The organism is Streptomyces sp. NPDC086787, assembly GCF_044745865.1.
Classification (GTDB): Bacteria; Actinomycetota; Actinomycetes; order Streptomycetales; family Streptomycetaceae; genus Streptomyces.
This window is the reverse complement of the sequence record NZ_JBIVBC010000005.1, coordinates 1-24,247: the sequence shown is the minus strand read 5'-3', so window position 1 is coordinate 24,247 and position 24,247 is coordinate 1. Positions and strand designations below refer to the sequence as shown.

24 protein-coding genes and 1 rRNA gene are annotated in these 24,247 nt (G+C 69.4%); 13 read left to right on the top strand and 12 right to left on the bottom strand.

Annotated features, from left to right (window positions below):
• Positions 1-27 precede the first annotated feature (27 nt).
• Complete coding sequence (locus ACIPK3_RS14335; RefSeq protein WP_402569493.1) at positions 28-1,476, top strand: DUF2079 domain-containing protein; 1,449 nt, start codon at positions 28-30, stop codon at positions 1,474-1,476.
• A 49-nt stretch (positions 1,477-1,525) separates the two neighbouring features.
• Here the strand turns inward: ACIPK3_RS14335 and ACIPK3_RS14330 are convergent, their stop codons facing one another.
• Positions 1,526-1,702 carry a hypothetical protein gene (locus tag ACIPK3_RS14330; RefSeq protein ID WP_402569491.1) on the bottom strand — a complete coding sequence of 59 codons (177 nt, stop codon included), beginning with the start codon at positions 1,700-1,702 and terminating at the stop codon, positions 1,526-1,528.
• Positions 1,703-1,840: 138 nt separating this feature from the next.
• Between ACIPK3_RS14330 and ACIPK3_RS14325 the strand changes: the two genes are divergently transcribed.
• Together ACIPK3_RS14325 and ACIPK3_RS14320 are read left to right on the top strand one after the other, a co-directional pair.
• Entirely contained in the window at positions 1,841-2,740 is a 900-nt protein-coding gene (locus ACIPK3_RS14325; protein ID WP_402569489.1) for a hypothetical protein, read from the top strand.
• 100 nt (positions 2,741-2,840) lie between these two features.
• Complete coding sequence (locus ACIPK3_RS14320) at positions 2,841-3,011, top strand: hypothetical protein (RefSeq protein ID WP_402570230.1); 171 nt, start codon at positions 2,841-2,843, stop codon at positions 3,009-3,011.
• A gap of 15 nt (positions 3,012-3,026) precedes the next feature.
• Here ACIPK3_RS14320 and ACIPK3_RS14315 read toward each other — a convergent pair whose 3' ends face one another.
• Positions 3,027-3,374: a metal-sensitive transcriptional regulator gene (locus ACIPK3_RS14315; RefSeq protein ID WP_402569487.1), complete on the bottom strand. Its 348-nt coding sequence runs from the start codon at positions 3,372-3,374 to the stop codon at positions 3,027-3,029.
• A 214-nt stretch (positions 3,375-3,588) separates the two neighbouring features.
• Here ACIPK3_RS14315 and ACIPK3_RS14310 point away from each other — a divergent pair, with 214 nt between their 5' ends.
• Positions 3,589-4,209 (top strand): DUF47 domain-containing protein, encoded by a 621-nt coding sequence (locus ACIPK3_RS14310; RefSeq protein ID WP_402569485.1) that lies wholly within the window; start codon positions 3,589-3,591, stop codon positions 4,207-4,209.
• 7 nt (positions 4,210-4,216) lie between these two features.
• Complete coding sequence (locus tag ACIPK3_RS14305; RefSeq protein ID WP_402569483.1) at positions 4,217-5,215, top strand: anion permease; 999 nt, start codon at positions 4,217-4,219, stop codon at positions 5,213-5,215.
• A 124-nt stretch (positions 5,216-5,339) separates the two neighbouring features.
• Here the strand turns inward: ACIPK3_RS14305 and pstB are convergent, their stop codons facing one another.
• From pstB to pstS, 4 genes are all read right to left on the bottom strand, one after another.
• Positions 5,340-6,116, bottom strand: a complete 777-nt coding sequence (gene pstB, locus ACIPK3_RS14300) for a phosphate ABC transporter ATP-binding protein PstB (protein ID WP_402569481.1) — start codon at positions 6,114-6,116, stop codon at positions 5,340-5,342.
• 54 nt (positions 6,117-6,170) lie between these two features.
• Positions 6,171-7,232 (bottom strand): phosphate ABC transporter permease PstA, encoded by a 1,062-nt coding sequence (gene pstA, locus ACIPK3_RS14295; protein ID WP_402569479.1) that lies wholly within the window; start codon positions 7,230-7,232, stop codon positions 6,171-6,173.
• The gene (gene pstC / locus ACIPK3_RS14290) at positions 7,229-8,239 is read right to left on the bottom strand and encodes a phosphate ABC transporter permease subunit PstC (protein ID WP_402569477.1); all 1,011 of its coding nucleotides are present in this window, start codon (positions 8,237-8,239) and stop codon (positions 7,229-7,231) included. Before pstC ends, pstA begins: the two co-directional genes overlap by 4 nt.
• A 154-nt stretch (positions 8,240-8,393) precedes the next feature.
• Positions 8,394-9,518: a phosphate ABC transporter substrate-binding protein PstS gene (pstS, locus tag ACIPK3_RS14285; RefSeq protein WP_402569475.1), complete on the bottom strand. Its 1,125-nt coding sequence runs from the start codon at positions 9,516-9,518 to the stop codon at positions 8,394-8,396.
• A 364-nt stretch (positions 9,519-9,882) separates the two neighbouring features.
• On the opposite strand from pstS, the gene ACIPK3_RS14280 reads away from it, so the two are divergent.
• Positions 9,883-11,472: an FAD-binding oxidoreductase gene (locus tag ACIPK3_RS14280; RefSeq protein WP_402569473.1), complete on the top strand. Its 1,590-nt coding sequence runs from the start codon at positions 9,883-9,885 to the stop codon at positions 11,470-11,472.
• 62 nt (positions 11,473-11,534) lie between these two features.
• Here ACIPK3_RS14280 and ACIPK3_RS14275 read toward each other — a convergent pair whose 3' ends face one another.
• The 4 genes from ACIPK3_RS14275 to ACIPK3_RS14260 form a co-directional block, all read right to left on the bottom strand.
• The gene (locus ACIPK3_RS14275) at positions 11,535-12,248 is read right to left on the bottom strand and encodes a phosphatase PAP2 family protein (protein ID WP_402569471.1); all 714 of its coding nucleotides are present in this window, start codon (positions 12,246-12,248) and stop codon (positions 11,535-11,537) included.
• Positions 12,249-12,485: 237 nt separating this feature from the next.
• The gene (locus ACIPK3_RS14270) at positions 12,486-13,430 is read right to left on the bottom strand and encodes an NlpC/P60 family protein (protein ID WP_402570174.1); all 945 of its coding nucleotides are present in this window, start codon (positions 13,428-13,430) and stop codon (positions 12,486-12,488) included.
• Positions 13,431-13,708: 278 nt separating this feature from the next.
• Positions 13,709-14,491: a trypsin-like serine peptidase gene (locus ACIPK3_RS14265; protein ID WP_402569469.1), complete on the bottom strand. Its 783-nt coding sequence runs from the start codon at positions 14,489-14,491 to the stop codon at positions 13,709-13,711.
• Between the two features lie 81 nt (positions 14,492-14,572).
• Entirely contained in the window at positions 14,573-15,463 is an 891-nt protein-coding gene (locus ACIPK3_RS14260; protein ID WP_402569467.1) for an oxidoreductase, read from the bottom strand.
• An 89-nt stretch (positions 15,464-15,552) separates the two neighbouring features.
• On the opposite strand from ACIPK3_RS14260, the gene ACIPK3_RS14255 reads away from it, so the two are divergent.
• The 7 genes from ACIPK3_RS14255 to ACIPK3_RS14225 all read left to right on the top strand — a co-directional run bounded on the left by ACIPK3_RS14255 (position 15,553) and on the right by ACIPK3_RS14225 (position 23,515).
• Positions 15,553-16,161, top strand: a complete 609-nt coding sequence (locus tag ACIPK3_RS14255; protein ID WP_402569465.1) for a TetR/AcrR family transcriptional regulator — start codon at positions 15,553-15,555, stop codon at positions 16,159-16,161.
• 309 nt (positions 16,162-16,470) lie between these two features.
• Positions 16,471-16,779: a hypothetical protein gene (locus tag ACIPK3_RS14250; RefSeq protein WP_014673544.1), complete on the top strand. Its 309-nt coding sequence runs from the start codon at positions 16,471-16,473 to the stop codon at positions 16,777-16,779.
• 102 nt (positions 16,780-16,881) lie between these two features.
• The gene (locus ACIPK3_RS14245) at positions 16,882-17,691 is read left to right on the top strand and encodes a hypothetical protein (RefSeq protein ID WP_402569463.1); all 810 of its coding nucleotides are present in this window, start codon (positions 16,882-16,884) and stop codon (positions 17,689-17,691) included.
• Positions 17,681-19,012: a hypothetical protein gene (locus tag ACIPK3_RS14240; protein ID WP_402569461.1), complete on the top strand. Its 1,332-nt coding sequence runs from the start codon at positions 17,681-17,683 to the stop codon at positions 19,010-19,012. The genes ACIPK3_RS14245 and ACIPK3_RS14240 overlap by 11 nt, the downstream gene beginning before the upstream one ends.
• Positions 19,009-20,568 carry an SCO6880 family protein gene (locus ACIPK3_RS14235; protein ID WP_402569459.1) on the top strand — a complete coding sequence of 520 codons (1,560 nt, stop codon included), beginning with the start codon at positions 19,009-19,011 and terminating at the stop codon, positions 20,566-20,568. The genes ACIPK3_RS14240 and ACIPK3_RS14235 overlap by 4 nt, the downstream gene beginning before the upstream one ends.
• Positions 20,569-20,577: 9 nt before the next feature.
• The gene (locus tag ACIPK3_RS14230) at positions 20,578-22,017 is read left to right on the top strand and encodes an ATP-binding protein (RefSeq protein WP_402569457.1); all 1,440 of its coding nucleotides are present in this window, start codon (positions 20,578-20,580) and stop codon (positions 22,015-22,017) included.
• A gap of 13 nt (positions 22,018-22,030) precedes the next feature.
• A complete protein-coding gene (locus ACIPK3_RS14225; RefSeq protein ID WP_402569455.1) occupies positions 22,031-23,515 on the top strand; it encodes a type IV secretory system conjugative DNA transfer family protein in 1,485 nt (494 codons plus the stop codon).
• Between the two features lie 4 nt (positions 23,516-23,519).
• Here the strand turns inward: ACIPK3_RS14225 and ACIPK3_RS14220 are convergent, their stop codons facing one another.
• The gene (locus tag ACIPK3_RS14220; protein ID WP_402569453.1) at positions 23,520-24,083 is read right to left on the bottom strand and encodes a GNAT family N-acetyltransferase; all 564 of its coding nucleotides are present in this window, start codon (positions 24,081-24,083) and stop codon (positions 23,520-23,522) included.
• 76 nt (positions 24,084-24,159) lie between these two features.
• Positions 24,160-24,247: ribosomal RNA gene (rrf, locus tag ACIPK3_RS14215) — 5S ribosomal RNA — on the bottom strand; the annotation flags it as partial.

Here is a 24,247-nt window from a genome sequence, read left to right as displayed (position 1 = left end):
CGCCGGCAAGGATCGTGCGAGCCGGTCATGACCGATGTGCTGGGTGGGGACGACTGCAGGGAGGCCCTCGCGGCCACGCCCGTACCGCGGGACAGCGGCGCGGCGCATGACGCCCGATCCCGGTGGGCCGGACTCCCGCACCGGGTGCTGCCAGGGGCACTGACGGCCTTCTTCGCCGTCCTGTACTGCGTGGTCTCGGTCCGCCGTCACGAGCGGCTGATCAGCATGGGTTACGACCTGGGCATCTTCGAACAGGTCGTCAGGGCCTACGCGCACCTGGACGCACCCGTGGTCGCGTTGAAGGGGCCGGGCTACAACGTGCTCGGTGACCACTTCAGCCCCGTGCTGGTGCTGTTGGGGCCCGTCTACCGGATCCTTCCCACGCCGCTCACCCTGCTGGTGGCCCAGGCCGTGCTGATGGCCCTGGCCGTATACCCGCTCACCCGCTGGGCGCGGGACCAGCACGGCGTGAAGGTCGCGGCACTGGTGGGATGCGCGGTCGGCAGCTCCTGGGGCATCGTGAAGGCGGTCTCCTTCGACTTCCACGAGATCGCGTTCGCCGTCCCGCTGCTGGCGTTCGCCGTGGAGGCGCTGGGACGCAGGCGGTGGCACGCGGCCGTGCTGTGGAGCGTGCCGCTGGTGCTGGTGAAGGAGGATCTGGGCCTGACGGTCGCCGCCGTCGGCGGCTACATCGCCTGGTACGGGCGCCGCCCCCGCGTCGGAGTGCCGCTCGCGCTGTTCGGGCTGCTGGCCACCGCGACAGAAGTCCTGGTGCTCATACCGTCGTTCAACCCGCACGGGGCCTTCGACTACCTGCCGCAGGTCTCCTCCACCGGCGGACCGCCGCACACCGTGACGCATCTGCTGTGGCCGCCGCTGAAATGGCTCACGCTGCTGATGCTGCTAGCGCCCGCCGGATTCCTGTGCCTGCGCGCCCCCCTGCTCTGGCTGTGCCTGCCGACCCTGCTGTGGCGCTTCGCCTCCGACAATCCCCACTACTGGGGCGTCAGTTACCACTACAGCGCGGTGCTCATGCCGGTCGTCTTCGCCGCCATGCTCCAGCGCATGCCCCGGGTCGCTCCACGCCTGCGGCGGGCGGGGCTGCGCGGCGTCGCCGCGTTCGCCTGCCTGATGATCCCGGTCTATCCGCTCCACGAAGCCGTGATGCCCGAGGTCTGGCAGACCCCGGCTCATGTACGGACCGTACGGCAGGTGCTCGCCCTCGTCCCCGACGGCGCGACCGTCGCCGCCTCCGACCACGTCGCCGCCCAGCTGGTCAGCCGCACCACCGTCAGCCTGTACTGCGCCGACCCCACACCCGAAGGCCCGCAGTGGGTCGTCGTCGACCGCACCGACCCCACCGTCAAGACACCCTGCCCCGTGGACCGGCTGCGGAGCCGGCTCGACACCTACCGGCGAAACGGCTATCTGGTCCGCGTCGACCGGGACGACGTGGTCCTTCTCGAACGCCGGTGACACCCGCCCGGCGGAAGGCCGTCGGCCCACGGCCGCGACGTCGGGTCCCTCAGAGGGCGACCGCCGTGTGCCCCTCCGCGTCCGTGCGGGCCTGACTTCTGGCCCGGCGGGCCGGGCCGCGCCAGCCGCAGGTGCAGCGGGCCACACAGAAGCGGCCCTGCTCGCACGTCGACACCTGGTGTTCCGGTCCCTGCCCGGCCGAATCCGGGCCGCCCTGCTGCGTCACGACGACAACGTTACCCAGATCGGGTGCATGACTCGAACGCGTACGCCCTTGACGGCGCGTGACGGCGCGCCCCCGACCGTCGTTAGCCGAAGCGACGGGGGGCCCGTGACGGACGTACCGGCTGGGGGTAGGCAGACGATGGATCGGCGGCAGCGCACACGCCCGGGTGAGACGGCCGCCGCGGTGGCGGCCGTGGTCGGCCTCGGCATGGGGTGCGTCGCGGGATGTTCCTACAGCGGGGCCGCCGCGGAGGACGCGCGCGGCTGGTCGGACCCGGTCGGGACGCTGCGCCGGGCCGCCGACCTGCTGCGCGCGACGGGCAGCTCGAAGGCCGGCACCTCGATGGAGATGGCCACCGGCGGCACCCGGGTCACCATCCGCGGCGAGGGCGTCTACGACTACCGCAGACAGCTCGGCCGGCTCACCGTACGGCTGCCGCAGGACCCCGCGGGAGCGGCCGAGCACCGCCCGATCACCGAGTTGCTCGCGCCCGGCGCCCTGTACATGAAGAACCGGGGGGCGGGCGTGCCCGCCGACAAGTGGGTCCGGGTCGAGACCGCCACCCTCGCCGACGGCAACCTCGTGACGGGCGGCGCGACCGACCCGTACGCGGCCGCCGAACTGCTGCGCGGGACGCGCACCGCGGACTTCGTCGGGCGGGCCGAGGTGGGCGGCACGGCGGTGCGGCACTTCCGGGGCGTCGCCGACCTCGCCGCGGCCGCCCGGTTCGCCTCGGCGGGCAACCGGGAGGCCCTGGCCGCCGCGGCGAAAGGGTTCGCCACCGCCCGGGTCCCGTTCGACGCCTATCTGGACGACCAGGGCCGCGTCCGCAAGCTCCAGCAGCACTTCAGCTTCGTCAACGGCGAGCGGAAGGCCACCGTGGCGGTCGCCTCCACCACACTGCTGTACGGCTTCGGGACCCCGGTGGACGTACGGCTGCCGCACGAGAAGGACATCTACGCGGGCCGGATCGCCGAAAACCAGCCAGACCAGCCGGACCGGTCGGAGAAACCGCCCGGGAACCGACTGGAGAACTAGCCGGTAACCATCCCGCGAACTAGCCCTTCCGTGCCATGCGCGTCGCGTGTGCCGATGCCTACTCTAGGAGTTCGGTGACGGCAGAGAAGAGGTGATGCACGTGGCTCCGGTCGGCGGTACGACGGTTCAGGACCACGTGGCCCTCGCCGAGATCGAGCTGTGCGGAGACCTGATCATCGCGGCCTCCGCCGCCCACGAGGACCGGCTCAGTCTGGAGAGCATCGACGAGGTGCTGAAAGTGGCCCGGGAACGGGACGCCTCCGGCCAGTAGACCGCAGGTCAGACGTCAGGTGCGGAGCAGCCGTCCGATCGCCTTGGTGGCCTCCTCCACCTTGGCGTCGATCTCGCTTCCGCCCTTGACCGCCGCGTCGGCGACACAGTGCCGCAGGTGTTCCTCCAGGAGTTGCAGCGCGAAAGACTGCAGGGCCTTGGTGGAGGCGGACACCTGCGTGAGTATGTCGATGCAGTAGACGTCCTCGTCGACCATCCGCTGGAGCCCGCGGATCTGCCCCTCGATGCGGCGCAGCCGCTTGAGGTGCTCGTCCTTCTGATGGTGATAACCGTGCGTGGCGCCCCCGTGCACGCCGTGTGCGTCCTCGGAGGGCGCCGCGGCGCCGGCCTCGGTGGTCGTCATCGCGTCCTCCACTGATATACCCCTGGTGGGTATATGGTAACGAATTTTGCTGGGTATAGGGCCCTTGGTGCGCCCGCATGAAGATCACTTCGTCAGATGGGCGACACTGGAGATCGGCCCGATAGCCGTGGCTGGATGTTGCGCCTAGCATCAGCCTGACCAAAACCGCAGCACCCACCCGAAGCACCAACCCGAAGCACCCCGAGGACCCCACGTGCGCTTTCGTCTGACCCCCAGGGAGACGAGCTTCTACGACATGTTCGCCGCATCCGCGGACAACATCGTCACGGGCTCGAAACTCCTGATGGAACTGCTCGGGGCGGACGCCTCCGCCCGAGTCGAGATCGCGGAGCGTATGCGGGCGGCCGAACACGCGGGTGACGACGCCACTCACGCGATCTTCCACCAGCTGAACTCCTCGTTCATCACGCCGTTCGACCGGGAGGACATCTACTCCCTCGCGTCCTGCCTCGACGACATCATGGACTTCATGGAGGAGGCCGTCGACCTGGTCGTCCTCTACAACGTCGAGGAGCTGCCCAAGGGCGTCGAGCAGCAGATCGAGGTACTGGCACGGGCGGCCGAGCTGACCGCCGAGGCCATGCCCCACCTGCGCACGCTGGACAACCTCACCGAGTACTGGATCGAGGTCAACCGGCTGGAGAACCAGGCCGACCAGATCCACCGGAAGCTGCTCGCCCACCTCTTCAACGGCAAGTACGACGCGATCGAGGTCCTCAAGCTCAAGCAGATCGTGGACGTCCTGGAAGAGGCAGCGGACGCCTTCGAGCACGTGGCGAACACGGTGGAGACCATCGCCGTCAAGGAGTCCTGAGGCGTCGATGGACACCCTCGCTCTGGTCGTGACCATCGCGGTCGCGCTCTTCTTCACCTATACGAACGGCTTCCACGACTCGGCGAACGCGATCGCGACGTCGGTGTCGACGCGGGCGCTGACACCCCGAGCCGCACTGGCCATGGCCGCGGTCATGAACCTCGCCGGCGCCTTCCTCGGCTCCGGGGTCGCCAAGACGGTCAGCGAGGGCCTGATCGAGACGCCCCAGGGCGGCCGGGGGATGGGAATCCTCTTCGCCGGGCTGCTCGGCGCGATCACCTGGAACCTGATCACCTGGTACTTCGGCCTTCCCTCGTCCTCGTCGCACGCCCTGTTCGGCGGCCTGGTGGGCGCGGCGCTCGCGGGCGGCACGACGGTGCTGTGGGACGGGGTGGTCGACAAGATCGTCATCCCGATGTTCCTGTCCCCGGTGGTGGGGCTCGTCGTCGGCTATCTGGTCATGACGGCGATCATGTGGATCTTCCGACGGGCCAACCCGCACAAGGCCAAGCGGGGCTTCCGTATCGCGCAGACGGTGTCCGCGGCCGGCATGGCGCTGGGCCACGGTCTCCAGGACGCGCAGAAGACCATGGGTGTCGTGGTGATGGCACTGGTCATCTCCGGCCACGGGACCTACAACGACCCGATCCCGGTGTGGGTGAAGCTCGTCTGCGCGATCATGCTGTCGCTCGGCACGTACGCGGGCGGCTGGCGCATCATGCGCACCCTCGGCCGCAAGATCATCGAGCTGGATCCGCCCCAGGGGTTCGCGGCGGAGACCACGGGCGCGTCGATCATGTTCGCCTCGGCCTACCTCTTCAAGGCGCCGATCTCCACGACCCACGTCATCACGTCCGCGATCATGGGCGTGGGCGCGACGAAGCGGGTGAACGCCGTGCGCTGGGGCGTCGCCAAGAACATCGTCCTCGGCTGGTTCATCACGATGCCGGCCGCGGCACTGGTGGCCGCCGCCGCCTTCGGGCTCGTGAGGCTGACGGTCCTGTAGTCGTCGCACCGCCCGACCCCGTGCACAGGAACGGGCCCGCCCCCGGGAAGCCGGGGGCGGGCCCTTTCTGCGTCCTCGCGGTGGCACCGCCATGCAGCACCGCGAGGGGTCCTTCGGCCTCGGCTCAGCCGAAGCGGCCGGAGATGTAGTCCTCCGTGGCCTGGACCGACGGGTTGGAGAAGATCCGCTCCGTGTCGTCGATCTCGATGAGCCGGCCGGGCTGGCCGACGGCCGCCAGGTTGAAGAACGCCGTACGGTCGGAGACGCGCGCCGCCTGCTGCATGTTGTGCGTCACGATGACGATCGTGAAGCGCTCCTTCAGCTCACCGATCAGGTCCTCGATGGCGAGGGTGGAGATCGGGTCGAGCGCCGAGCAGGGCTCGTCCATGAGCAGCACCTTCGGCTCCACGGCGATCGCCCGCGCGATGCACAGCCGCTGCTGCTGACCACCGGACAGTCCGGAGCCGGGCTTGTTCAGCCGGTCCTTGACCTCGTTCCAGAGGTTCGCGCCCTTGAGCGACCGCTCGACGATGTCGTTGAGCTCGCTCTTCTTGTAGTTGCCGTTCAGCCGCAGCCCCGCCGCCACGTTGTCGAAGATCGACATCGTCGGGAAGGGGTTCGGGCGCTGGAACACCATGCCCACCTCGCGGCGGACCGACACCGGGTCGATCCCGGCGCCGTACAGATCCTCGTCGTCCAGCAGCACCTTGCCCTCGACCCGCCCACCGGGGGTGACCTCGTGCATACGGTTCAGCGTGCGCAGGAACGTCGACTTGCCGCAGCCGGAGGGACCGATGAAAGCGGTCACCGAACGCGGCTCGACCGTCATCGATATGTCTTCGATCGCCTTGTGGGAGCCGTAGTAGGCGGTGAGTCCGCTTACGTCGATTCGCTTGGCCATGTCTACTTCACTTCCGAACTTCCGTTAAGTCTGATCAGTCGCTGTATGGCCGCGTCAGCGACCGGTCTTCGGGGACTTCCAGCGGGCGATGCCCCGGGCCACCATGTTGAGGATCATCACGAAGGCGATCAGCGTGAGCGAGGCCGCCCACGCGCGGTCGTACGCCGCGTTGGCACCCGCGCTCTGCGAGTACTGCTGGTAGATGTACAGCGGAAGCGACGCCTGCGCACCCTCGAAGGGGTTGTTGTTGATGAACGGGTTGCCGAACACCAGCAGCAGCACCGGAGCTGTCTCACCCGCGATACGGGCGATGGCCAGCATGACACCGGTGGTGATGCCGCCGATGGAGGTCGGCAGGACCACCTTCAGGATGGTGCGCCACTTCGGCACGCCCAGCGCCAGGGACGCCTCGCGCAGCTCGTTCGGGACGAGCTTGAGCATCTCCTCGGTGGAGCGGACCACCACGGGCATCATCAGGATGGCCAGGGCCAGCGACCCGGCGAAGCCGAACGGCTGCATCTCGAAGATCAGCATCAGGCTGAGGATGAACAGACCCGCGACGATCGACGGGACACCGGTCATCACGTCCACGAAGAAGGTGACCGACTTGGCGAGCTTGCCGCGCCCGTACTCGACCAGGTAGATCGCGGTGAGGATGCCGATCGGGGCGCCGATCAGGGTGGCGAGGCCGACCTGCTCCAGGCTGCCGATGATGGCGGCGTAGATGCCGCCGCCCGGCTCGGAGTCGGCGACGACACCCATGGAGTGGGTCAGGAAGTAGACGTCGAGGACCTTCACGCCGCGTGCCACCGTCACCCAGATCAGGGAGACCAGCGGGATGAGGGCGATCAGGAAGGCGACCCAGACGAGCGAGGTCGCGATGCGGTCCTTGGCCTGGCGCCGGCCCTCGACCTTGGCGGCGATGCCGTAGGTGCCGAGGAGGAACAGGACCGCGGCGATCAGACCCCACTCGGCCTTGCTGCTCAGTCCGGCCCCGAGGCCGATGCCGACCGCGACGGCGACGGAGCCGCCGGCGATGGCCCAGGGGGACCACTTGGGGAGGGTCGCGCCGCGCAGCGTGCTGACGCTCTTGTGGCCGGCTGCCGCTGTGCTCATGCGTTGGCCCCCGAGTACTCCTTGCGGCGGGCGATGATCGCCCGGGCCGCGCCGTTGACCAGCAGGGTGATGACGAAGAGCACCAGACCGGAGGCGATCAGCGCGTCCCGGCCCTGCTCGGTGGCCTCACCGAACTTGCTTGCGATGTTCTGGGCGAAGGTGCCGCCGCCCGGGTCGAGCAGGCTGGCCTGGATGTCGTAGCTCGGGGAGAGCACGGTGGCCACGGCCATCGTCTCGCCGAGGGCGCGACCGAGGCCGAGCATCGAGGCGGAGATGACACCGGAGCGGCCGAAGGGCAGGACCGCCATGCGGATGACCTCCCAGCGCGTGGCGCCGAGGGCCAGGGCCGCCTCCTCGTGCGTCTGCGGGACCTGGCGGAAGACCTCGCGGCTCACGTTGGTGATGATCGGCAGGATCATGATCGCGAGCAGGATGCCCACGGTGAGCATCGCGCGGGGGGCGCCGCCCTCCCAGGAGAAGATTCCGGTCCAACCGAGGTAGTCGTTCAGCCAGCCGTAGAGGCCCTGCATGTGCGGGACCAGGATCAGGGCGCCCCACAGGCCGTACACGATGGACGGCACGGCGGCGAGCAGGTCGACCACGTAGGCGATGGGACCGCTCAGCTTGCGCGGGGCGTAGTGCGTGAGGAACAGCGCGATCGCCACGGCGACCGGGACCGCGAGGGCCATGGCGATGATCGAGGAGACGACCGTGCCGAAGGCCAGTACCGCGATGCCGAAGGTCGGCGGCGTGAGGTTGGTGTTCCACTCGAAGGTGGTGAGGAAGTTCCCGTGGTCCTTGCTGATCGCGAGGGAGGCGCGGTAGGTGAGGAAGGCTGCGATCGCGGCCATGATCACCAGCAGCAGGATGCCCGACCCGCGGGACAGGCCGAGGAAGATGCGGTCACCGGGTCGGGTGGCGCCGCGGGCGGCGCGCCTGCGTTCCGCCGTGGCCGGCTGTGGTGAGGGCGGAGGGGTGTCTGTGGTCTTGGTAGTCGATATGTCCATCGGGTTCTCCGGTCTGCGGAGCCACCGGGTGGGCGGCTCGGTGGAGCCGGTACACCCATGAGGTCGACCATCACAGGTGAAAGGCTCCGGGCGGCGGTGCACCGGACGGTGCGGCCCGGCCCTGGGAGGGACCGGACCGCACACACGGATCAGGTCAGCTCAGGCCCTCGATGGTGGTGCGGACCTTGGAGATGATGTCGGCGGGGATCGGCGCGTAGTCGTTCTGCGAGAGAACCTTCTGGCCGTCCTCGCTGGCGATGTAGCGCAGGAACGCCTTGGTGGCGGCCAGCGTGTCGGACTTGTTGCCCTTGTCGCAGATGATCTCGTACGTGACCAGGGTGATCGGGTAGGCGTTGTCGGCCTTGGTCGCGTAGTCGAGCTTCAGCGCCAGGTCCTTGCCGGTGCCGACGACCTTGGCCGCGGCGATGTCGGCCGTGGCGGACTCGACCGACGGCTTGACCGGGGTGCTGGCGCCGGTGGCGATCGAGACGGTGCTCATGTCCTTGGCGTAGGACAGTTCGAAGTAGCCGATGGCACCGGAGTTCTGCTTGACGCCCTGGGCCACACCGGCGGAGCCGGAGGCAGCCTGACCGCCCTTGGCCTGCCACGCCTTGCCACCGGAGTACTTCCAGTTGTCCGGGGTGGTGGCGAGCAGGTACTTGGTGAAGTTGTCCGTGGTACCGGAGTCCTCGGAGCGGTGGAACGCCTGGATCTTGAGGTCTGGAAGCTTCGCGCCCGGGTTCAGCTTCTTGATCGCCGGGTCGTTCCAGTTCTTGATCTTGCTGTCGAAGATCTGCGCGATCGTCGGCGCGTCCAGAACCAGGTTGTCGACACCCGGGACGTTGTAACCGAGGGCGATCGGGCCGCCGACCATCGGGAGGTCGATGCCCTGGCCGCCGGAGCAGACGCTCTTGGAGGCGGTGACCTCTTCGGGCTTGAGCGCCGAGTCGGAACCGGCGAAGGCGACCTGGCCCTGGGTGAACGCGGTCACACCCGCGCCCGAGCCGCCACCCTTGTAGTTGATCTGCACGCCACAGGCCTGGGAGAACTCCTTGACCCAGGCGTCGATCGCGTTCTTCTGCGCGGAGGAGCCGTCGGCGAGCAGCTGGCCCTTGGCGTCGTCGCACTTGACGGAGCCGGCGCTGGTCGCCGCCTTCGAACCGCCCTCGGACTTCTTGCCGGTGTCGTCCGAACCGCACGCCGTCAGCGCCAGGGCGCCGGAGACGGCGACCGCACCGAGGGAAAGGGCGCGCAGCCGGTTCTTGCGCTGAAGCTTCACTTTCGGGTGTTCCTTCCAGGAGCCGCCACCGACGGGCGGCGTGCGAGGTCGTTGTGGCACGGGAGCGCTTTTTCCGCGCACTCCGCACCGGGTAGGGCCGAAATTAGGCAGATCAGGTGAAGCGACCGATGGCCATAAATGAACGGCGGGTGAACCCCTGCCGTCGGCCTGGTTAGGTCACGGAATGCTTACGGCGAGGGCACGCCCCGGTTCCGAAAGCACCGGTTACGCGCGGGGGTACGGAGGCCCACGCGCCCACTGCGGGGGATACGGCCGAAGCGGCGCACACCTGTGTCCGAACCCACGGGAACCCGCGGTCCCGCGAGGTCGTCTCGTTCCACGAAAGCCGACGAAAGGCACGGGCATGGAACGGCGTACGTTCATCTCAGGCAGCGCGGCCGCGATGGCGACTGCGGCGATCGCGGGGTGCAGTGGCGGTTCGACCGACGGCTCGTCGGCCGACACGGCCAATGTATCCGATTCACCACTTTCCTCCACATCCGCCGGATCCTCTTCACGTACGTCGCTGAAGACCACCAGTGCGGCCGCCGCCGCCAACTGGACGGCCCTCGCCCGTGACCTCGACGGCACCCTGGTCCGCCCCGGGGACGCCTCCTGGACCACGGCCCACCAGCTCTACAACACCCGGTTCGACGGCCTGAAGCCCGCCGCCGTCGCCTATGCCGCCCACCCGGACGACATACGCACCACGCTGGCCTACGCCAAGGCCCACCGCATACCCGTGGCGATACGCAACGGAGGCCACTCCTACGCCGGCTACTCCTCCGGCGACGGCCGCCTGATCGTCGACGTCTCCAAGCTGAACCGGATCCGGGTCAGCGGCGGCCAGGCGGTGGTCGGCGCCGGGTCCAAGCTGATCGACGTCTACCGCGCGCTCGCCGCGAAGGGCGTGACCATCCCGGCCGGCTCCTGTCCCACCGTCGGCGTCTCCGGCCTCGTCCTCGGCGGCGGCCACGGGGTCGCCTCCCGCGCCTACGGCCTGACCTGCGACAGCCTCACCCAGGCCACCCTGATCACGGCCGACGGCAAGCAGCTCACCGCGAACGCGTCCACCAACAAGGACCTCTTCTGGGCCCTGCGCGGCGCGGGCAACGGCAACTTCGGCGTCGTCACCGAGCTGCAGTTCAGGACGCACCCCGCGCCACAGGCCGTCACCGGCTATCTGACCTGGCCGTGGGCGAAGGCGGCGGCCGTGCTCAAGGCCTGGCAGGAGTGGGGACCGAGCCAGCCCGACGAGATCTGGTCGTCCCTGCACCTGTCCGGCACCGGCGGCACCCCCTCCATCTCGGTCGCCGCGTTCTCCCTCGGCACCTACGGCGAACTCCAGAACGCGGTGGACCGCCTCGCCCACCTGGCCGGCGCGAACGCCTCCAGCGTCTCCCTGCGGCGCCACGGCTACGAGGAGGCCATGGAGATCTACGCGGGCTGCTCCTCCTTCTCCACCCAGGCCCAGTGCCACCTGCCGGGCTCCACCCCCGGCCGCTCCTCGCAGGGCAGGCTGGGCAGGGAGACGTACGCGGCCCGCTCGGACTTCTTCGACCGCTCCCTGTCCGCGGCCGGCATCCAGACGCTCCTCAACCAGCTGCGGTCGGTCCGCGGCGGCGCGGGCAGCATCGCGCTGACCGCCCTCGGCGGCGCGGTCAACCGGGTCTCCCCCACGGCGACCGCCTTCGTCCACCGCCGCTCCCGCATGCTGGCCCAGTACCTCGTCTCCTGGCGCGCGGGCACCTCGGGCAGCAGCGCCCAGTCCTGGCTGGCCTCGGCCCACACCGCGATGAAGCCGTACGCCTCCGGAGCCGCGTACCAGAACTACGCGGACCCCACACTGCGCGACTGGCGCAAGGCCTACTACGGGGACGCGGCGACCCGCCTGAAGCAGGTCAAGACGAAGTACGACCCCCAGCACCTCTTCGGCTACCCGCAGGGTCTGTAGACCCCGGCCTGTAGGCCCCGGTCCGTAGACCCCGGGTCTGTGGCCCGATCCGGACGACAGGCTCAGGCCGCCAGGTCCCGCTCCCCCGACGTCGCCGAGGTCCGGGGGGCCGGGAGCGCGGTGTTGCCCGGGTCGACGGGGGCGTCGGACAGGGGCCGGCGACGGATCAGACGGCCCGCCCGGGGGGACCGCTCGACGGCCTTCATCAGGGGGGTGAGCAGCGCCGTCGCCGGCGGTGACAGCAGCAGCACGACGGCCGTGCCGAGCGCGAAGCCGCCGACCACGTCGGTCGGGTAGTGCACCCCCATGTACACCCGGCAGAAGCCCTCGAGGAGCGCGAGCCCTATCCCGGCGATCCCGAACTTCCGGTTGGCGACGAACAGCCCCACCCCGAGGGCCATGGTGATCGTCGCGTGGTCGCTCACGAAGGAGTAGTCGGTCTTCCCGGAGACCAGGACATCGATCCCCTGGTGTTCCCGGAAGGGCCGGGGCCGCCCGACGAACCCCCGGATGGGCACGTTGACGAGGACCGCGATCGCGGCGGCGAGCGGCGCCCACACCAGCCCCGCCACGGACGAGGCGGCGTCCGGCGCGCCCCGCCGCCGCACGGACCACCAGCACCCGAGCACGAGCAGCACCATGGCGAGCAGCAGCCCGTACTCACCGACGAACCCGATGGTCCGGTCGAGCCAGTACGGGGCCTTCCTGGCCAGCCCGTTGATGTCGTAGAGCAGGTCGACGTCGGGGTTCGATCCGGATTCGGCGAGTACAGCCATGGTGCCGCGGCCCCTTCGTCGTCGTCCCGGACGCACCTCTCGTGCGCCGCTCCTTGCACCCCCGTGGGTTGTAGATCCGCTTGGTCTGCGCTGACGTTCGCTCGGCTACGTCAACAGGAACGCACGACCCTCGTTGATACGTTCCACACTCCACCGAATGATCACGCAGACGTTATCGAAGAGAGACCCATCACCCCAGCTCAGGGCACGGGTTCACGTTTAGTTCACACCTTCTTTTCACACCTTCGTGGGCAGCGCTTTCGCGCCATCCTCGGTTACCCGTGTGGCCCCGAAGTAGTCCGGCGTGTCGATGGGGTCGAACCGGATCACGGCTCCCGTCCGCGGCGCGTCGATCATGTACCCGCCGCCCACGTAGATGCCCACGTGCCGGATGGCCCGGGAGTCGGTCAGGTTGTCCGAGAAGAACACCAGATCACCGGGGAGCAACTGATCCCGGGACGGATGCGGCCCGGCGTTGTACTGGTCGTTGGCGACCCGGGGAAGCGTGACACCGACACTCTCGTACGCCGCCTTGGTGAGCCCTGAGCAGTCGAACCGCCCGCCCTGCGAGGCCGTACCCTCACCGCCCCAGAGATAGGGCGTGCCGAGCTTCTTCTGCGCGAAGTAGATGGCCCCGGCGGCCTGTCGGGAGGGGTCCACCCGGGAGGCCGGAGCGGCGAAGCTCTCCTCCAGGGTCGTGATCGTCCGCACATAGCCCTGCGTCTCCCTGTACGGCGGCACACCCCCGTACTTGATGACCGCGTAGGCCCCCGCGTTGTACGCGGCCAGCATGTTGTGCGAGAGGTCGCCGGGCACGTCCTTGACGTACTTGGCGAGTTCGCAGTCGTAGGAGGCGGCCGACGGAATCGCGTCGTTCGGGTCCCACACGTCACGGTCACCGTCACCGTCCCCGTCGACGCCGTGGGTGGCCCAGGTGCCCGGGATGAACTGCGCGATCCCCAGCGCCTTGGCCGGGCTCCTGGCGTCCGGGTTGAACCCGCTCTCCTGGTACAACTGGGCAGCGAGCAGCGCCGGGTTCAGGGCGGGGCACAGGTTGCCCCACTTCTGCACGAGCACCTGATAGGCGGCCGGTACCGCCCCCTTGGCCAGCGCGACACCACCCGCGCCGACACCACCGGCGAGGTTCCCGGCAACCATGTACACCCCGACGACGAGCAGCATCACGAAGCTCAGGCCGAGCCCGACCGCGGCCACGCCAGCCACCCAGACTTTGCGCACCCCTCAACCCTCCCCCATCCGCGCCCGGTTCAAGGCCGCATTCGGGCCACGTCGGCACTCCCGGCCAACTTACGGCCTATTGGGGATGCTCTCGCGACTTGCCCGACACGGAAACCGGCCCGGCCGAAGCCGTCGCGGCCGATGGGGCGGCCGCTCCTGAGGGCCCTCGCGGCGCTGGCCGGGGCTGCGGTGCTGACCGGGCCTTCTGCGCTGACAGGTACTCAGGAACCGTCCACGGCGTCCTGGTAGAGCCCGGCGGCCTCCTCGCCGAGGGTCACGCTGTACGAGGTGTCGTCCGTCGCCCCGCCCCGCTCGTACCCGCCCAGCACACCGACGATCCGGTGGTCCCCGTTCACCCAGGGGCTGCCGCTGGTCCCGCCGGTGAGGCCGGGGCAGTCGATCCGCTGCTGCGTACGGCTCTGGGCGGACGGCTTGTTGGTGCAGCTGAGGGGCACCTCGCTGGTGTTCGGGTACCCGGTGACCGTCACACCCGTCGCCCCCGTCGCCGTACCGAACGCGATCCGGTTGCCGCCGACGACGTCCTCGATCCGCCCGCCGTCCGGCCCGTCCACGACGGCGAAGGCGATGTCACTGTCCTCGGCCTGCCCGTCCGACCACCCGTCGGACACGAACACCCGCCCCACCCGCCACACCCCGTACGGCGCCCGCCCGTCCCGGTACCCCGGCACGAACACCAGCCCGGCGCCACCGCTGGTCACGCAGTGCGCGGCGGTCACGATGAGATCCCCCTGCGGACTGTGCACGACGGACGCGGTGCAGGAGTGGTTCCCGGCGAGGTCACCGGACCGGTCGGCCCGGAACAGCGCGCCGACCCGCGCGCTGCGCGCGGTCGCCTCCGCCGTCCTCGTGACCCCGAACGGCCCCGGCCCGGCATCCGCCGCGGCGACCGAGGCCGAGGTGAGGGCCAGCAGCACCATCACGCCGCCGAGCAACACGGGACGCGAGACAGCTGGGGCGTGCCAGGCACGTGAGTTCCGCTTCATCAGGACTCACTCTTTCCCGCGCAGCCGGGAAACGGTTCCCCATGGCGCCTGAATTTCTCGTGAAAAGGCGCCGGCCCGACGCTACCGACCGCCCCACTTCACACCCGTCAGCTCCTCCGACAGCGTCCACAGCCGCCGGGCCGCCGCCGGATCGCTGGCCGCCGCGCTGCGCCCCACCAGCGTGGGCGCGCCCCGCATCCCGCCGAGACCGTCCGGGCCGACGTAGGCGGCGCCTGGCAGGTCCTGGGTCGCGGCGAACAGGGTGGGCAGCGCACCCGCCCGGTCGTCCTGGGCCAGGAACTTTCCGCCGATCCGCATGCCCACGCGGACGATCGGGTTGGCCGCGTGGTTCTGGAGGTTCGTCGCCGCCCAGCCGGGATGCGCGGCGACGGAGCGGACCCGCGACCCCGCCTCCGCCAGCCGTCGCTGGAGCTCCAGGGTGAACAGGAGATTGGCCAGCTTGGACTGCGCGTAGGCACGCTGCGGGCCGTAGTCACCGGCCATGTTCACATCGTCGAACTCGATCCGCGCGCCGCCCCAGCGGTGGCCGGTGGAGGACACCGTCACCACCCGGTCGGTCACCTGCGGCAGCAGCAGGTTCGTGAGGGCGAAGTGGCCCAGGTGGTTGGTACCGAACTGCGTCTCGAAGCCGTCCTTCGTCCGCGACTGCGGCAGCATCATCACGCCCGCGTTGTTGAGCAGCAGGTCGATCGGCCCCTGCCACTCCTCGGCGAACCGGCGCACGGAGGCGAGGTCGGCCAGGTCCAGGCGGCGCACCTCGGTGCTGCCGGGCACCTTCGCGGCGGCGGCCCGGCCCCGCTCGGTGTCCCGCACGGCGAACACCACATGCGCCCCCGCACGGGCCAGCGCGTCCGCGGCGGCGAAACCGATACCGCTGTTGGCGCCGGTGACGACGGCCGTACGGCCGGAGAGATCAGGAAGACGGGACGCGTCCCACTTGTCGGTAGCCATGGCGCCAATGTAGGCACCGCCAACAATGATGTCAACGACAACAAAGATGACACCGCCAACAAAGCTGGCGCCGTCAACATCGAGTTACGATGGTCCGCATGCCCGCAAGCCGCCCCTACCACCACGGAGACCTGCGCGCCGCACTCCTCGACAGCGCCGAACGAACCCTGCGCGAGAAGGGCGCGGCCGCGCTCTCCCTGCGCGAACTCGCCCGCGACATCGGGGTGAGCCACGCGGCCCCGGGCCGGCACTTCAAGGACAAGCAGGCGCTGCTCGACGCCCTCGCCCTCACCGGCTACGAGCGCATGAACCAGGCCCTCCACGCCGCCGACAGCCCCGGACTGGCCCTCGAACCGCGCATCGCCGCACTCGGCCGCGCCTACCTCGGGTTCGCCATCGACAACCCCGAGCTGCTGGAGCTGATGTACTCCCGCAAGCACCACCCCGACAGCTCGACCCAGCTCACCTCCGCCGTCGAACGCTCCCTCGACACCTTCACCCTGCTCGTCACCGACGCCCAGGCGCGGGGCGAGATGGTCCAGGGCGACCCGGAACGCATCACCCACGTCGCCGCCGCGAGCCTGCACGGCCTCGCCGCGCTCATCACCAGCTGCGCCCTCGACGCCGAGTCCGCGCTCGCCGGGCTCGACGACCACGTCCACCTGCTCCTGCACGGACTCCGCCCGCGCCTGCCGTGAGAACATCGACTCGACGGCTCACCCGATCCACCGTCAAAACCCCGGCCGGGCCCTGAAGAAGACCGAAGAAGATCGAAGAAGTCTGAAGAAGACTTCAACGACGGAACCACACGACAGGTTCCGCTCAGGCCTCATTGCCCGGCGTGACCTGCCGTGATACACAGAGTGACCATAGACGCGATTCGTACGAAACCCGTCGGCCAATGGCGTCAAGTCGACATACGACAGCGACATTGTCGGCGAGAATGAGGTCTGACCTCTGCACCCCGCAGGGGACTGCGGAACTACCCACCAGGGGCGGTGACTTACATGCTCTTTGCGGCCGACAAGGGAGACATCAACACCATCATCGGCGGGATCGCTCCGGACTGGGGCCCCTTCGGCAGCCTGGGCAACGAAGCGAAGGTGATGATCGAGGTGGTGATGGCCGTCGCCATCCTGCTCTGCCTCGGCATCGCGGTCTGGGGCGCGGCCAAACAGCGCATCGGCGCGACGGCCCTCCGGGACACCTTCAGCGCCGAACAGGGCAAGGGCCTCATCATCGCCGGACTCACCGGAGTCTTCATCATCGGCTCACTGGGCACGCTGTTCACCATCGTCTACGGCATGGCCGTCTAGCCGCGTTTCCCTGATGCCGAGTCACCACACCGCGCCCGCGCGGGAACCAGCACGGCTACCGTCGTACTCCTACGCGGTCCGGCACGAGGGGGGTTGCGCGACATGAGCACCGGAGACGAGCACGACTACGGCACCGGCGAGACCCGCACCCGCCTCCCCGGCGCCGACCCCTACGGCGGCGCCCGCCGTACCGCCCGCTCCTCCTCCCGGAGCCTGGTCACGGTGGTCGGCGTCGTCGTCCTCCTCATCGCGGCGATCGCCTTCGCCAACCGCGACGACGACACCCCCTCCTCGAACAAACCCCCCACCAACACCCCCACCACCTCAACAACAGCCCCCACCGGCGAAACCCCAGTAACAACAAAGTCCACAGGCATCCCCACAGGCTTCGCCCACAACGCCCAGGGGGCACAGAGCGCGGCGGCGAACTATGCGGTGGCACTCGGCTCCGCCGAGATGTTCGACAAGGCCAAGCGTGACGAGATCCTGCGCGCCGTCATCACTCCGTCGCGAGTCCAAAGCTTCGAAGCGTCTCTCGACCAGGCGTACACACCGGACTTCAACAAGAGCGTCGGCCTCAGCGCGGACGGCACGACCCCTAAGGGCTACACGTTCGTCTCCCGCACAAGCCCGATCGGCACCAGAATCACCGGATCCTCCAGCGACACCGCGAGCGTAGAGGTCTGGTGCAGCGGACTGCTCGGACTGGCGGGCGAGAACTCCACAACCCCGGTCACCAACAGCTGGTTCACCATCACCATGAAACTCGAATGGACCGCAGGCGACTGGAAGATCGTCACGCACACGCAGAAGGAAGGCCCGGCGCCAGTTCCCGGCGACGACAGAGCCGCCAGCGCCGACGAGATGTCAAAGGCCGTCGAGGAGTACGGAGGGTTCACCTATGCCCGCTGACCACCGTGTACTCAAGCTGACCGCCGCAGTCACGGCCGTGCAGAGCGCAGCAGTCCTGCTGGCCACCCGAGCCTTCGCCGCACCCACCCCGCCACCCACACCCTCGAAGAGCAACAACCCCTGCGACCTGATCCACGGCCCCGCCAAGCAATACTGCGAGCGCGGGTCCGGTGGTAAAGGTGCGCCGTCCACCGGCAACCCCCTCACCGCCACCCTCGACCCCCTCTCCTCCCTCGCCAAGGGCTGTGCCGACGCCGCGTCATGGACGATCGGCAAGCTCAGTGACGCGGTCAAGGAGACGGCGAACGTCGACTTCACGAACAGCAGGTTCCTCCAGCAGTACGCGGTGGTCTTCGCGGCGTCGACCATCCTGACGCTCCTGCTGTGGCTGCTGGCCGTGGCCAAGCGAGCAGTCCGCGGCGTCCCCCTCACCACCGCGCTCTCCGAAGCCGTCGGCTTCCTCTGGCTGACCGTCCTGGCCTCGGCCTTCACCCCCCTGATCCTGTACACCGTCGTGTCCGCGACCGACGGCGTCACCGACGTACTCGCCAAGACCACCGGCAACCAGACGGACACGTTCTTCGGAACCTTCTCCGGCGCCCTGAGCAAGGGCCAGGACATCGGCGGCGGCCCGATCATGCTGATCGTCGTCTCCCTGGTCAGCATCCTCGCCGCCGGCATCCTCTGGCTGGAGCTGGTCATCCGCGCCGCGCTCCTCTATGTCGGCGCCCTCCTCGGCACGGTCGTCTACGCCGGCCTGGTGGACAAGAACCTCTGGGGTCACGTCCGCCGCTGGGCCGGCATCATGATCGCCGTCATCCTGGTCAAACCGGTGATCGTCATCGTCCTCGGCCTCGCCGGCGCCCTCTCCAGCGACAACGGCCCGAACGCCTTCTCCGCCGTCGTCTCCGGCCTCGCCATCATCCTCCTGGCCATCTTCGCCAGCGCGATGATCTACCGCTTCGTCCCCGGCTTCGGCGACGAGATCGCGAACAGCCGCAGCAACCGCATCATGCAGGGCGCCGAGGGCAAGGCCGCCGCGGTCATCAGCTCCCCCGCCACCCTCGTCGCACAGGGCATCAAGACCCACAGCGCCCGCGCCGACAACAACGGAGGCGGCGGCCAGTCCGCCTCCGCCCCCCGCCCGGCCAACCCGGCCCAGGGCGGAGTCGCCGCGCACAGCTCGCGCACCGCGAACAGTGGTGGCGGCGGATCTGTCCCCTCCGCCGCACCCGCACCCCGCGCGCCCAGCCAGGCGAACACCCCGCACGCCGGCAGTACCCGCAACATCAGCAACCGCACTGGAGGTGAAGGGCGTTGACGACCGAGTCCCATCTGTCCCATCCGGTCACGCCCCGCCGTACGTATCTCATCGGCCGCGCCCGGCCGAACGCGATCGTCGGCCGGAACCGCGAGTCCGGCGAGATCGCGCTCATCATCGTGGGCGCGTTCCTCGGCATGATGTGCGGCCTCCTCGTCCCGGTCCTCTCCCTGCGCATCGTGCTGCTGATGGGCTTCCCACTGCTCGCGCTGATGGCGGTCTACGTGCCGTACAAACGCCGCACGTTCTACAAGTGGTTCGAGATCAACCGCAGCTACAAGCGCTCCCTGCGCCGCGGAACGGCCTACCGCAGCGGCGTCATCGAAGCCGGCACCCGGCTCGACGGCCGCGAGGTGGAGATCGGCCCGCCCCCCGGCATCGGCCGCATCTCCTGGCTCGCCGCCCCCTTCGGCCCCGACGAGATCGCCGTACTGCTGCACGCCGACCGCCGTACCGTCACCGCCGCCATCGAGATCGAGGGCCCCGGCGTCGGCCTGCGCGACTCCGAGGACCAGGAAGCCCTCGTCGACCGCTTCGGCACCCTGCTCAAACACGTGGCGAACGGCGACGGCTTCGTCACCCGCATCCAGATGCTCGCCCGCACCCTCCCCGCCGATCCCGACGCCCACGCCAAGGACGTCACACAGCGCGGCGACGACAGGGCCCCGGGCTGGCTGCAGCAGTCGTACGACCAACTCCAGTCCATGGTCTCCACCAGCAGCGAGCAGCACCGCGCCTACCTCGTCGCCTGCATGCACTACAACCGCGAACTCTCCGCCGAGGCACAGGCCATGGCCCGCGCCGCGAGCCCCCAGCCGGGCCGCAGGATCGACCGCGACGCCGGACTCGCCGTCGTCATGGCCCGCGAGCTCACCGACATCTGCTCCCGCCTCCAGGAAGCGGACATCCGCGTGCGCCAGCCCCTCGGCCAGGGCCGGCTCGCCTCCCTCGTCCACTCCATGTACGACCCGGACCACCCCATCGACCACATCCAGGCCATGACCAAGCGCAACGCCTGGCCGGCCGAACTCGACGCCATGGAGCCCGACTACCTCCAGGCCAAGACCCGCGAGTCCGCCACCCGCGCCCCCTGGTGCCACGCCACCGCCTGGGTCAAGGAGTGGCCGATGACCCCCGTCGGCGTCAACTTCCTCGCGCCCCTCCTCGTCCACACCCCGGACGTCATCCGCACGGTCGCCGTGACCATGGACCTCGAACCCACCGAGGTCGCCATCGAACGCATGCTCACCGAGAAGACCAACGACGAGGCCGAGGCCAGCCGCGCCGCGAAGATGAACCGCACCGTCGACCCCCGCGACATCGCCGCCCACAACCGCCTCGACCAGCGCGGCGAGGACCTGGCCAGCGGCGCGGCCGGCGTCAACCTGGTCGGCTACATCACCGTCTCGTCCCGCTCCCCGGAGGCACTCAACCGCGACAAGCGGACCATAAGAGCTTCGGCCGGAAAGTCGTATCTGAAGCTGGAGTGGTGCGACCGCGAGCACCACCGGGCCTTCGTGAACACCCTCCCGTTCGCCACCGGCATCCGAAGGTAGGGACCCCACATGCGGGATCCGCTGTCCGTCCTCACCGACGCCTTCACGTCCTTCCTCTTCGGCAAGGTCGAGACCACCAGGCTGCCGGTGCGCACCTCCACGGGCCAGGCCCAGGCGGTCTATCTGCCGACCGCCGCACCCGGCCTCGGCGACTCCGGCGTCATCATCGGCCGCGAGGTGTACTCCGGCAAGGGCTACATCTACGACCCCTTCCAGCTGTACGGCCAGCAGCTCCCGGCACCGCACTGGCTGGTCCTCGGCGAGTCCGGCAACGGCAAGTCGGCCCTGGAGAAGACCTACGTCCTGCGCCAGCTGCGCTTCCGCGACCGACAGGTGGTCGTCCTGGACGCCCAGGGCGAGGACGGCGTCGGCGAATGGAACCTCATCGCGGAGGAGCTGGGGATAACTCCCATCCGGCTGGACCCGATGGCGGCCCTCGACCACGGCATCCGGCTCAACCCCCTGGACCCCTCGATCACCACGACCGGGCAGCTGGCCCTGCTGCGCACCATCATCGAGGTCGCGATGGGCCACGGCCTGGACGAACGCTCCGGCTTCGCCCTGAAGGTCGCGCACTCCTTCGTCAACGAGACGATCGTCGAGCGCCAGCCGGTCCTCTCCGACATCGTGGAGCAGCTACGGCACCCCGAGCCGGAGTCGGCGGAGGCGATGAACGTCGCCATAGACGACGTGCGGGCCTGGGGCCTGGACGTCGCCCTGGTACTGGACCGCCTGGTCGACGGTGACCTGCGCGGCATGTTCGACGGCCCGACCACGGTCGGCATCGACCTGGACGCCCCGCTGATCGTCTTCGACCTGTCCCACATCGACCGCAACTCCATCGCCATGCCGATCCTGATGGCGATCGTCGGCGTGTGGCTGGAGCACACCTGGATCCGCCCCGACCGCAAGAAGCGCATCTTCCTGGTCGAGGAAGCCTGGCACATCATCAACAGCCCCTTCGTGGCCCAGCTGTTCCAGCGGCTGCTGAAGTTCGGGCGGCGGCTCGGTCTGTCCTTCGTCGCGGTCGTCCACCACCTCTCCGACGTCGTGGACGGCGCGGCCGCGAAGGAGGCGGCGGCCATTCTGAAGATGGCCTCCACCCGGACGATCTATGCCCAGAAGGCGGACGAGGCCCGGGCCACCGGCCGGGTCCTCGGCCTGCCCCGCTGGGCCGTGGAGATCATCCCGACCCTCACCCCGGGCATCGCGGTCTGGGACGTCAACGGCAACGTCCAGGTGGTCAAGCACCTGGTGACCGAGACGGAACGCCCCCTCGTCTTCACCGACCGTGCGATGACCGAGTCCTCCCGCGACCTGGAGGACCAGCAGGAACTTGCGGACCGGGAGTCCCACGACGCGTTGCGCGCGGCCGAACTGGAGGCGGAGGAGCGCGCGGCTGCCTTCGCGGAACAGCACCTCGACGACTCCGAGTCGACGGTGGCGTAGGGAGGGAAACCCCGTGAGACCGGACGATCGCCGAGACCCCCGTCGGGAGGGCCAGGGCGGCATCCCCGACGGACTGCTGATCGGGATACTCGTGTTCCTCCTCGGCATGACGCTGCTGGTGTGGACGGCGACGGGACTGGCCGGCTGGTTCGCCGACGGCTCGTGGCCCTCCGGGGTCACCTTCACCCGGACGCCGCTCGCCATACGACACCTGATCGGCGAACCGCACGACATCACGGGCGCCTGGCCCGCCACCCCGGCGGCCGAGCTCTCCGGGTACGGGCTGTTCTGGGGACTGTTCATCGGCCAGCTGATGGTGCTGTTCGTGCTCACCGTGTTCGTGATGGGGACGCTGGCGCGGTGGCGGGCCGGGAAGCTCCGGCGGGCAGCCGAGAAGGCCGCCCCAAGCGCCGTGGCCGCCCCGAGCACGGTGGAGGCTCCGGCCACCGTGGCGGCTCCGGCGCCCCCTCAGGTGCATGAGGTGCCGGTTCCTCGTACGGAGCCCGAGGCCGAGGAGTCGCGGGACCTCTTCGCCGACAGCAGACGGGCGGCCGGCTGGGAGGCGAACCGCGCCGAACGCACGGTGCTCTACGCACCCCCCGCCACCCGCCAGACAACCGCCGGCCAGGCGATCCGGGACGCGGAGGGCCCCGCGCTCGTGGTCACCTCGAACCCCGCACTCTGGTCGGACACGAAGGACGCGAGAGCCAAACTCGGCCCCACCCTTCTCTACGACCCCACGCACCTCTGCGACACCCCGGCCCGTATCCACTGGTCACCGACGACGGGCTGCGAGGACAAGCAGACAGCGGTACAGCGGGCCACCGCCCTCCTCGCCCCGGTGAGACCGACGGCCAAGGTCGACCAAACCCTGGCCGAGACCGCCGAAACGCTCCTCCGCAGCTATCTCCACGCCGCCGCGATCGACGGCCGCACCATCCGGCACGTCCACCGCTGGGCACAGGGCACCCAGGTGCAGGACGCGGTACGAACCCTGCGCACCAACCCCAAGGCCGCCCCCGGAGCCGCCGGCGAACTGGAGGCCGCCCTCACCTCCCACCCCGAACGCCGGGACATGGCCCAGGAACTGACGAACCGTGCGCTCGCCGCCCTGTCCACGGTCAACATCCGCGAAGCCTGCACTCCGAACCGAACTGATGCGCTCGCCCTGGATTCCTTCGTCAACGAAGGGGGAACGCTTTACGTGGTGGGCCAATCCATCGAGGACCCCAGGACCGACCCCGGTGCGATGCCCCTTCTGACGGCACTTGTCGCAAGCGTGGTCGAGCACGGCCGGCGCATGGCCGAACGGTCATCCTCCGGTCGGCTCGACCCACCACTGACGCTCGTCCTGGACGACATCGCGGCCGTCGCCCCGCTCCCCCAGTTCCCCGAGCTGCTGAGCACCGGCACGGACCGCGGTCTGCCCACCCTGGCCCTGCTCCGCTCCCGGGAACAGGCCCGCACCCGCTGGCCCCACCACGAACTCCCGGTGTGACGTTTCAGCCGCGCGCGATGACCAGCTCCAGCTCCCGCTTCTCCGTGTCGCTCTCCAGCTGCACGATGACCCCGCTGGGCTCGAACCCCACCTTCTGATACGCGGCACGCGCCCGCCCGTTGTCCTCGTGCACGAGGAGTCGTGCCCGCTCCGCTCCGCGCTCCCACGCCCATGCGAGGCCGGCTGCGAACAGTGCATCGAGCAGCCCGTTCCCCCGGTGTTCCGGCCGCACGTAGACCCCGACGACGTGCGCCTGCCGCCGCTCCACCGGAAACCCGGCCCAGTCCGTGGACCCGGCCTCTTCCATCAGTACGGTCACGCTGCCGACCCACTCCCCGCCCGGCGCCACGGCGACGACCTGCCGCACCGAGGCCGCGTCCTCGGCCCCGCCGAGAGCTCGCTCCTGCCAGAACGCATCGGGCCGCGCGGCCGCGTCCTCGTAGGTCTCCAGAAAGGCGAGGTGAGCCACAGCATCCTGAAGCGCCCGAAGCCGAAGCTCCTTCACCTCGGGCCATTCGTCGGCCTGTATCGCCCGAACCACATACTCGCCGTTGACCACGCTGTTCATACGGCCACGCTAACAAACGCAAAAGAGCCCCAACCAGCGGTTTTTCAACCGAGGTTGGGGCTCTTTCGTAATATTTGTTCGGCGGCGTCCTACTCTCCCACAGGGTCCCCCCTGCAGTACCATCGGCGCTGTGAGGCTTAGCTTCCGGGTTCGGTATGTAACCG

What these genes read in the sequence shown, in the direction of transcription:
- ACIPK3_RS14335 (WP_402569493.1), top strand. Translation starts at nt 28, where the DNA reads ATGACCGATGTGCTGGGTGGGGACGACTGCAGGGAGGCCCTCGCGGCC.
- ACIPK3_RS14325 (WP_402569489.1), top strand. Translation starts at nt 1,841, where the DNA reads ATGGATCGGCGGCAGCGCACACGCCCGGGTGAGACGGCCGCCGCGGTG.
- ACIPK3_RS14315 (WP_402569487.1), bottom strand. Translation starts at nt 3,374, where the DNA reads ATGACGACCACCGAGGCCGGCGCCGCGGCGCCCTCCGAGGACGCACAC.
- ACIPK3_RS14305 (WP_402569483.1), top strand. Translation starts at nt 4,217, where the DNA reads ATGGACACCCTCGCTCTGGTCGTGACCATCGCGGTCGCGCTCTTCTTC.
- pstB (WP_402569481.1), bottom strand. Translation starts at nt 6,116, where the DNA reads ATGGCCAAGCGAATCGACGTAAGCGGACTCACCGCCTACTACGGCTCC.
- pstA (WP_402569479.1), bottom strand. Translation starts at nt 7,232, where the DNA reads ATGAGCACAGCGGCAGCCGGCCACAAGAGCGTCAGCACGCTGCGCGGC.
- pstC (WP_402569477.1), bottom strand. Translation starts at nt 8,239, where the DNA reads ATGGACATATCGACTACCAAGACCACAGACACCCCTCCGCCCTCACCA.
- ACIPK3_RS14280 (WP_402569473.1), top strand. Translation starts at nt 9,883, where the DNA reads ATGGAACGGCGTACGTTCATCTCAGGCAGCGCGGCCGCGATGGCGACT.
- ACIPK3_RS14275 (WP_402569471.1), bottom strand. Translation starts at nt 12,248, where the DNA reads ATGGCTGTACTCGCCGAATCCGGATCGAACCCCGACGTCGACCTGCTC.
- ACIPK3_RS14270 (WP_402570174.1), bottom strand. Translation starts at nt 13,430, where the DNA reads ATGCTGCTCGTCGTCGGGGTGTACATGGTTGCCGGGAACCTCGCCGGT.
- ACIPK3_RS14265 (WP_402569469.1), bottom strand. Translation starts at nt 14,491, where the DNA reads ATGAAGCGGAACTCACGTGCCTGGCACGCCCCAGCTGTCTCGCGTCCC.
- ACIPK3_RS14260 (WP_402569467.1), bottom strand. Translation starts at nt 15,463, where the DNA reads ATGGCTACCGACAAGTGGGACGCGTCCCGTCTTCCTGATCTCTCCGGC.
- ACIPK3_RS14255 (WP_402569465.1), top strand. Translation starts at nt 15,553, where the DNA reads ATGGTCCGCATGCCCGCAAGCCGCCCCTACCACCACGGAGACCTGCGC.
- ACIPK3_RS14250 (WP_014673544.1), top strand. Translation starts at nt 16,471, where the DNA reads ATGCTCTTTGCGGCCGACAAGGGAGACATCAACACCATCATCGGCGGG.
- ACIPK3_RS14245 (WP_402569463.1), top strand. Translation starts at nt 16,882, where the DNA reads ATGAGCACCGGAGACGAGCACGACTACGGCACCGGCGAGACCCGCACC.
- ACIPK3_RS14240 (WP_402569461.1), top strand. Translation starts at nt 17,681, where the DNA reads ATGCCCGCTGACCACCGTGTACTCAAGCTGACCGCCGCAGTCACGGCC.
- ACIPK3_RS14230 (WP_402569457.1), top strand. Translation starts at nt 20,578, where the DNA reads ATGCGGGATCCGCTGTCCGTCCTCACCGACGCCTTCACGTCCTTCCTC.
- ACIPK3_RS14220 (WP_402569453.1), bottom strand. Translation starts at nt 24,083, where the DNA reads ATGAACAGCGTGGTCAACGGCGAGTATGTGGTTCGGGCGATACAGGCC.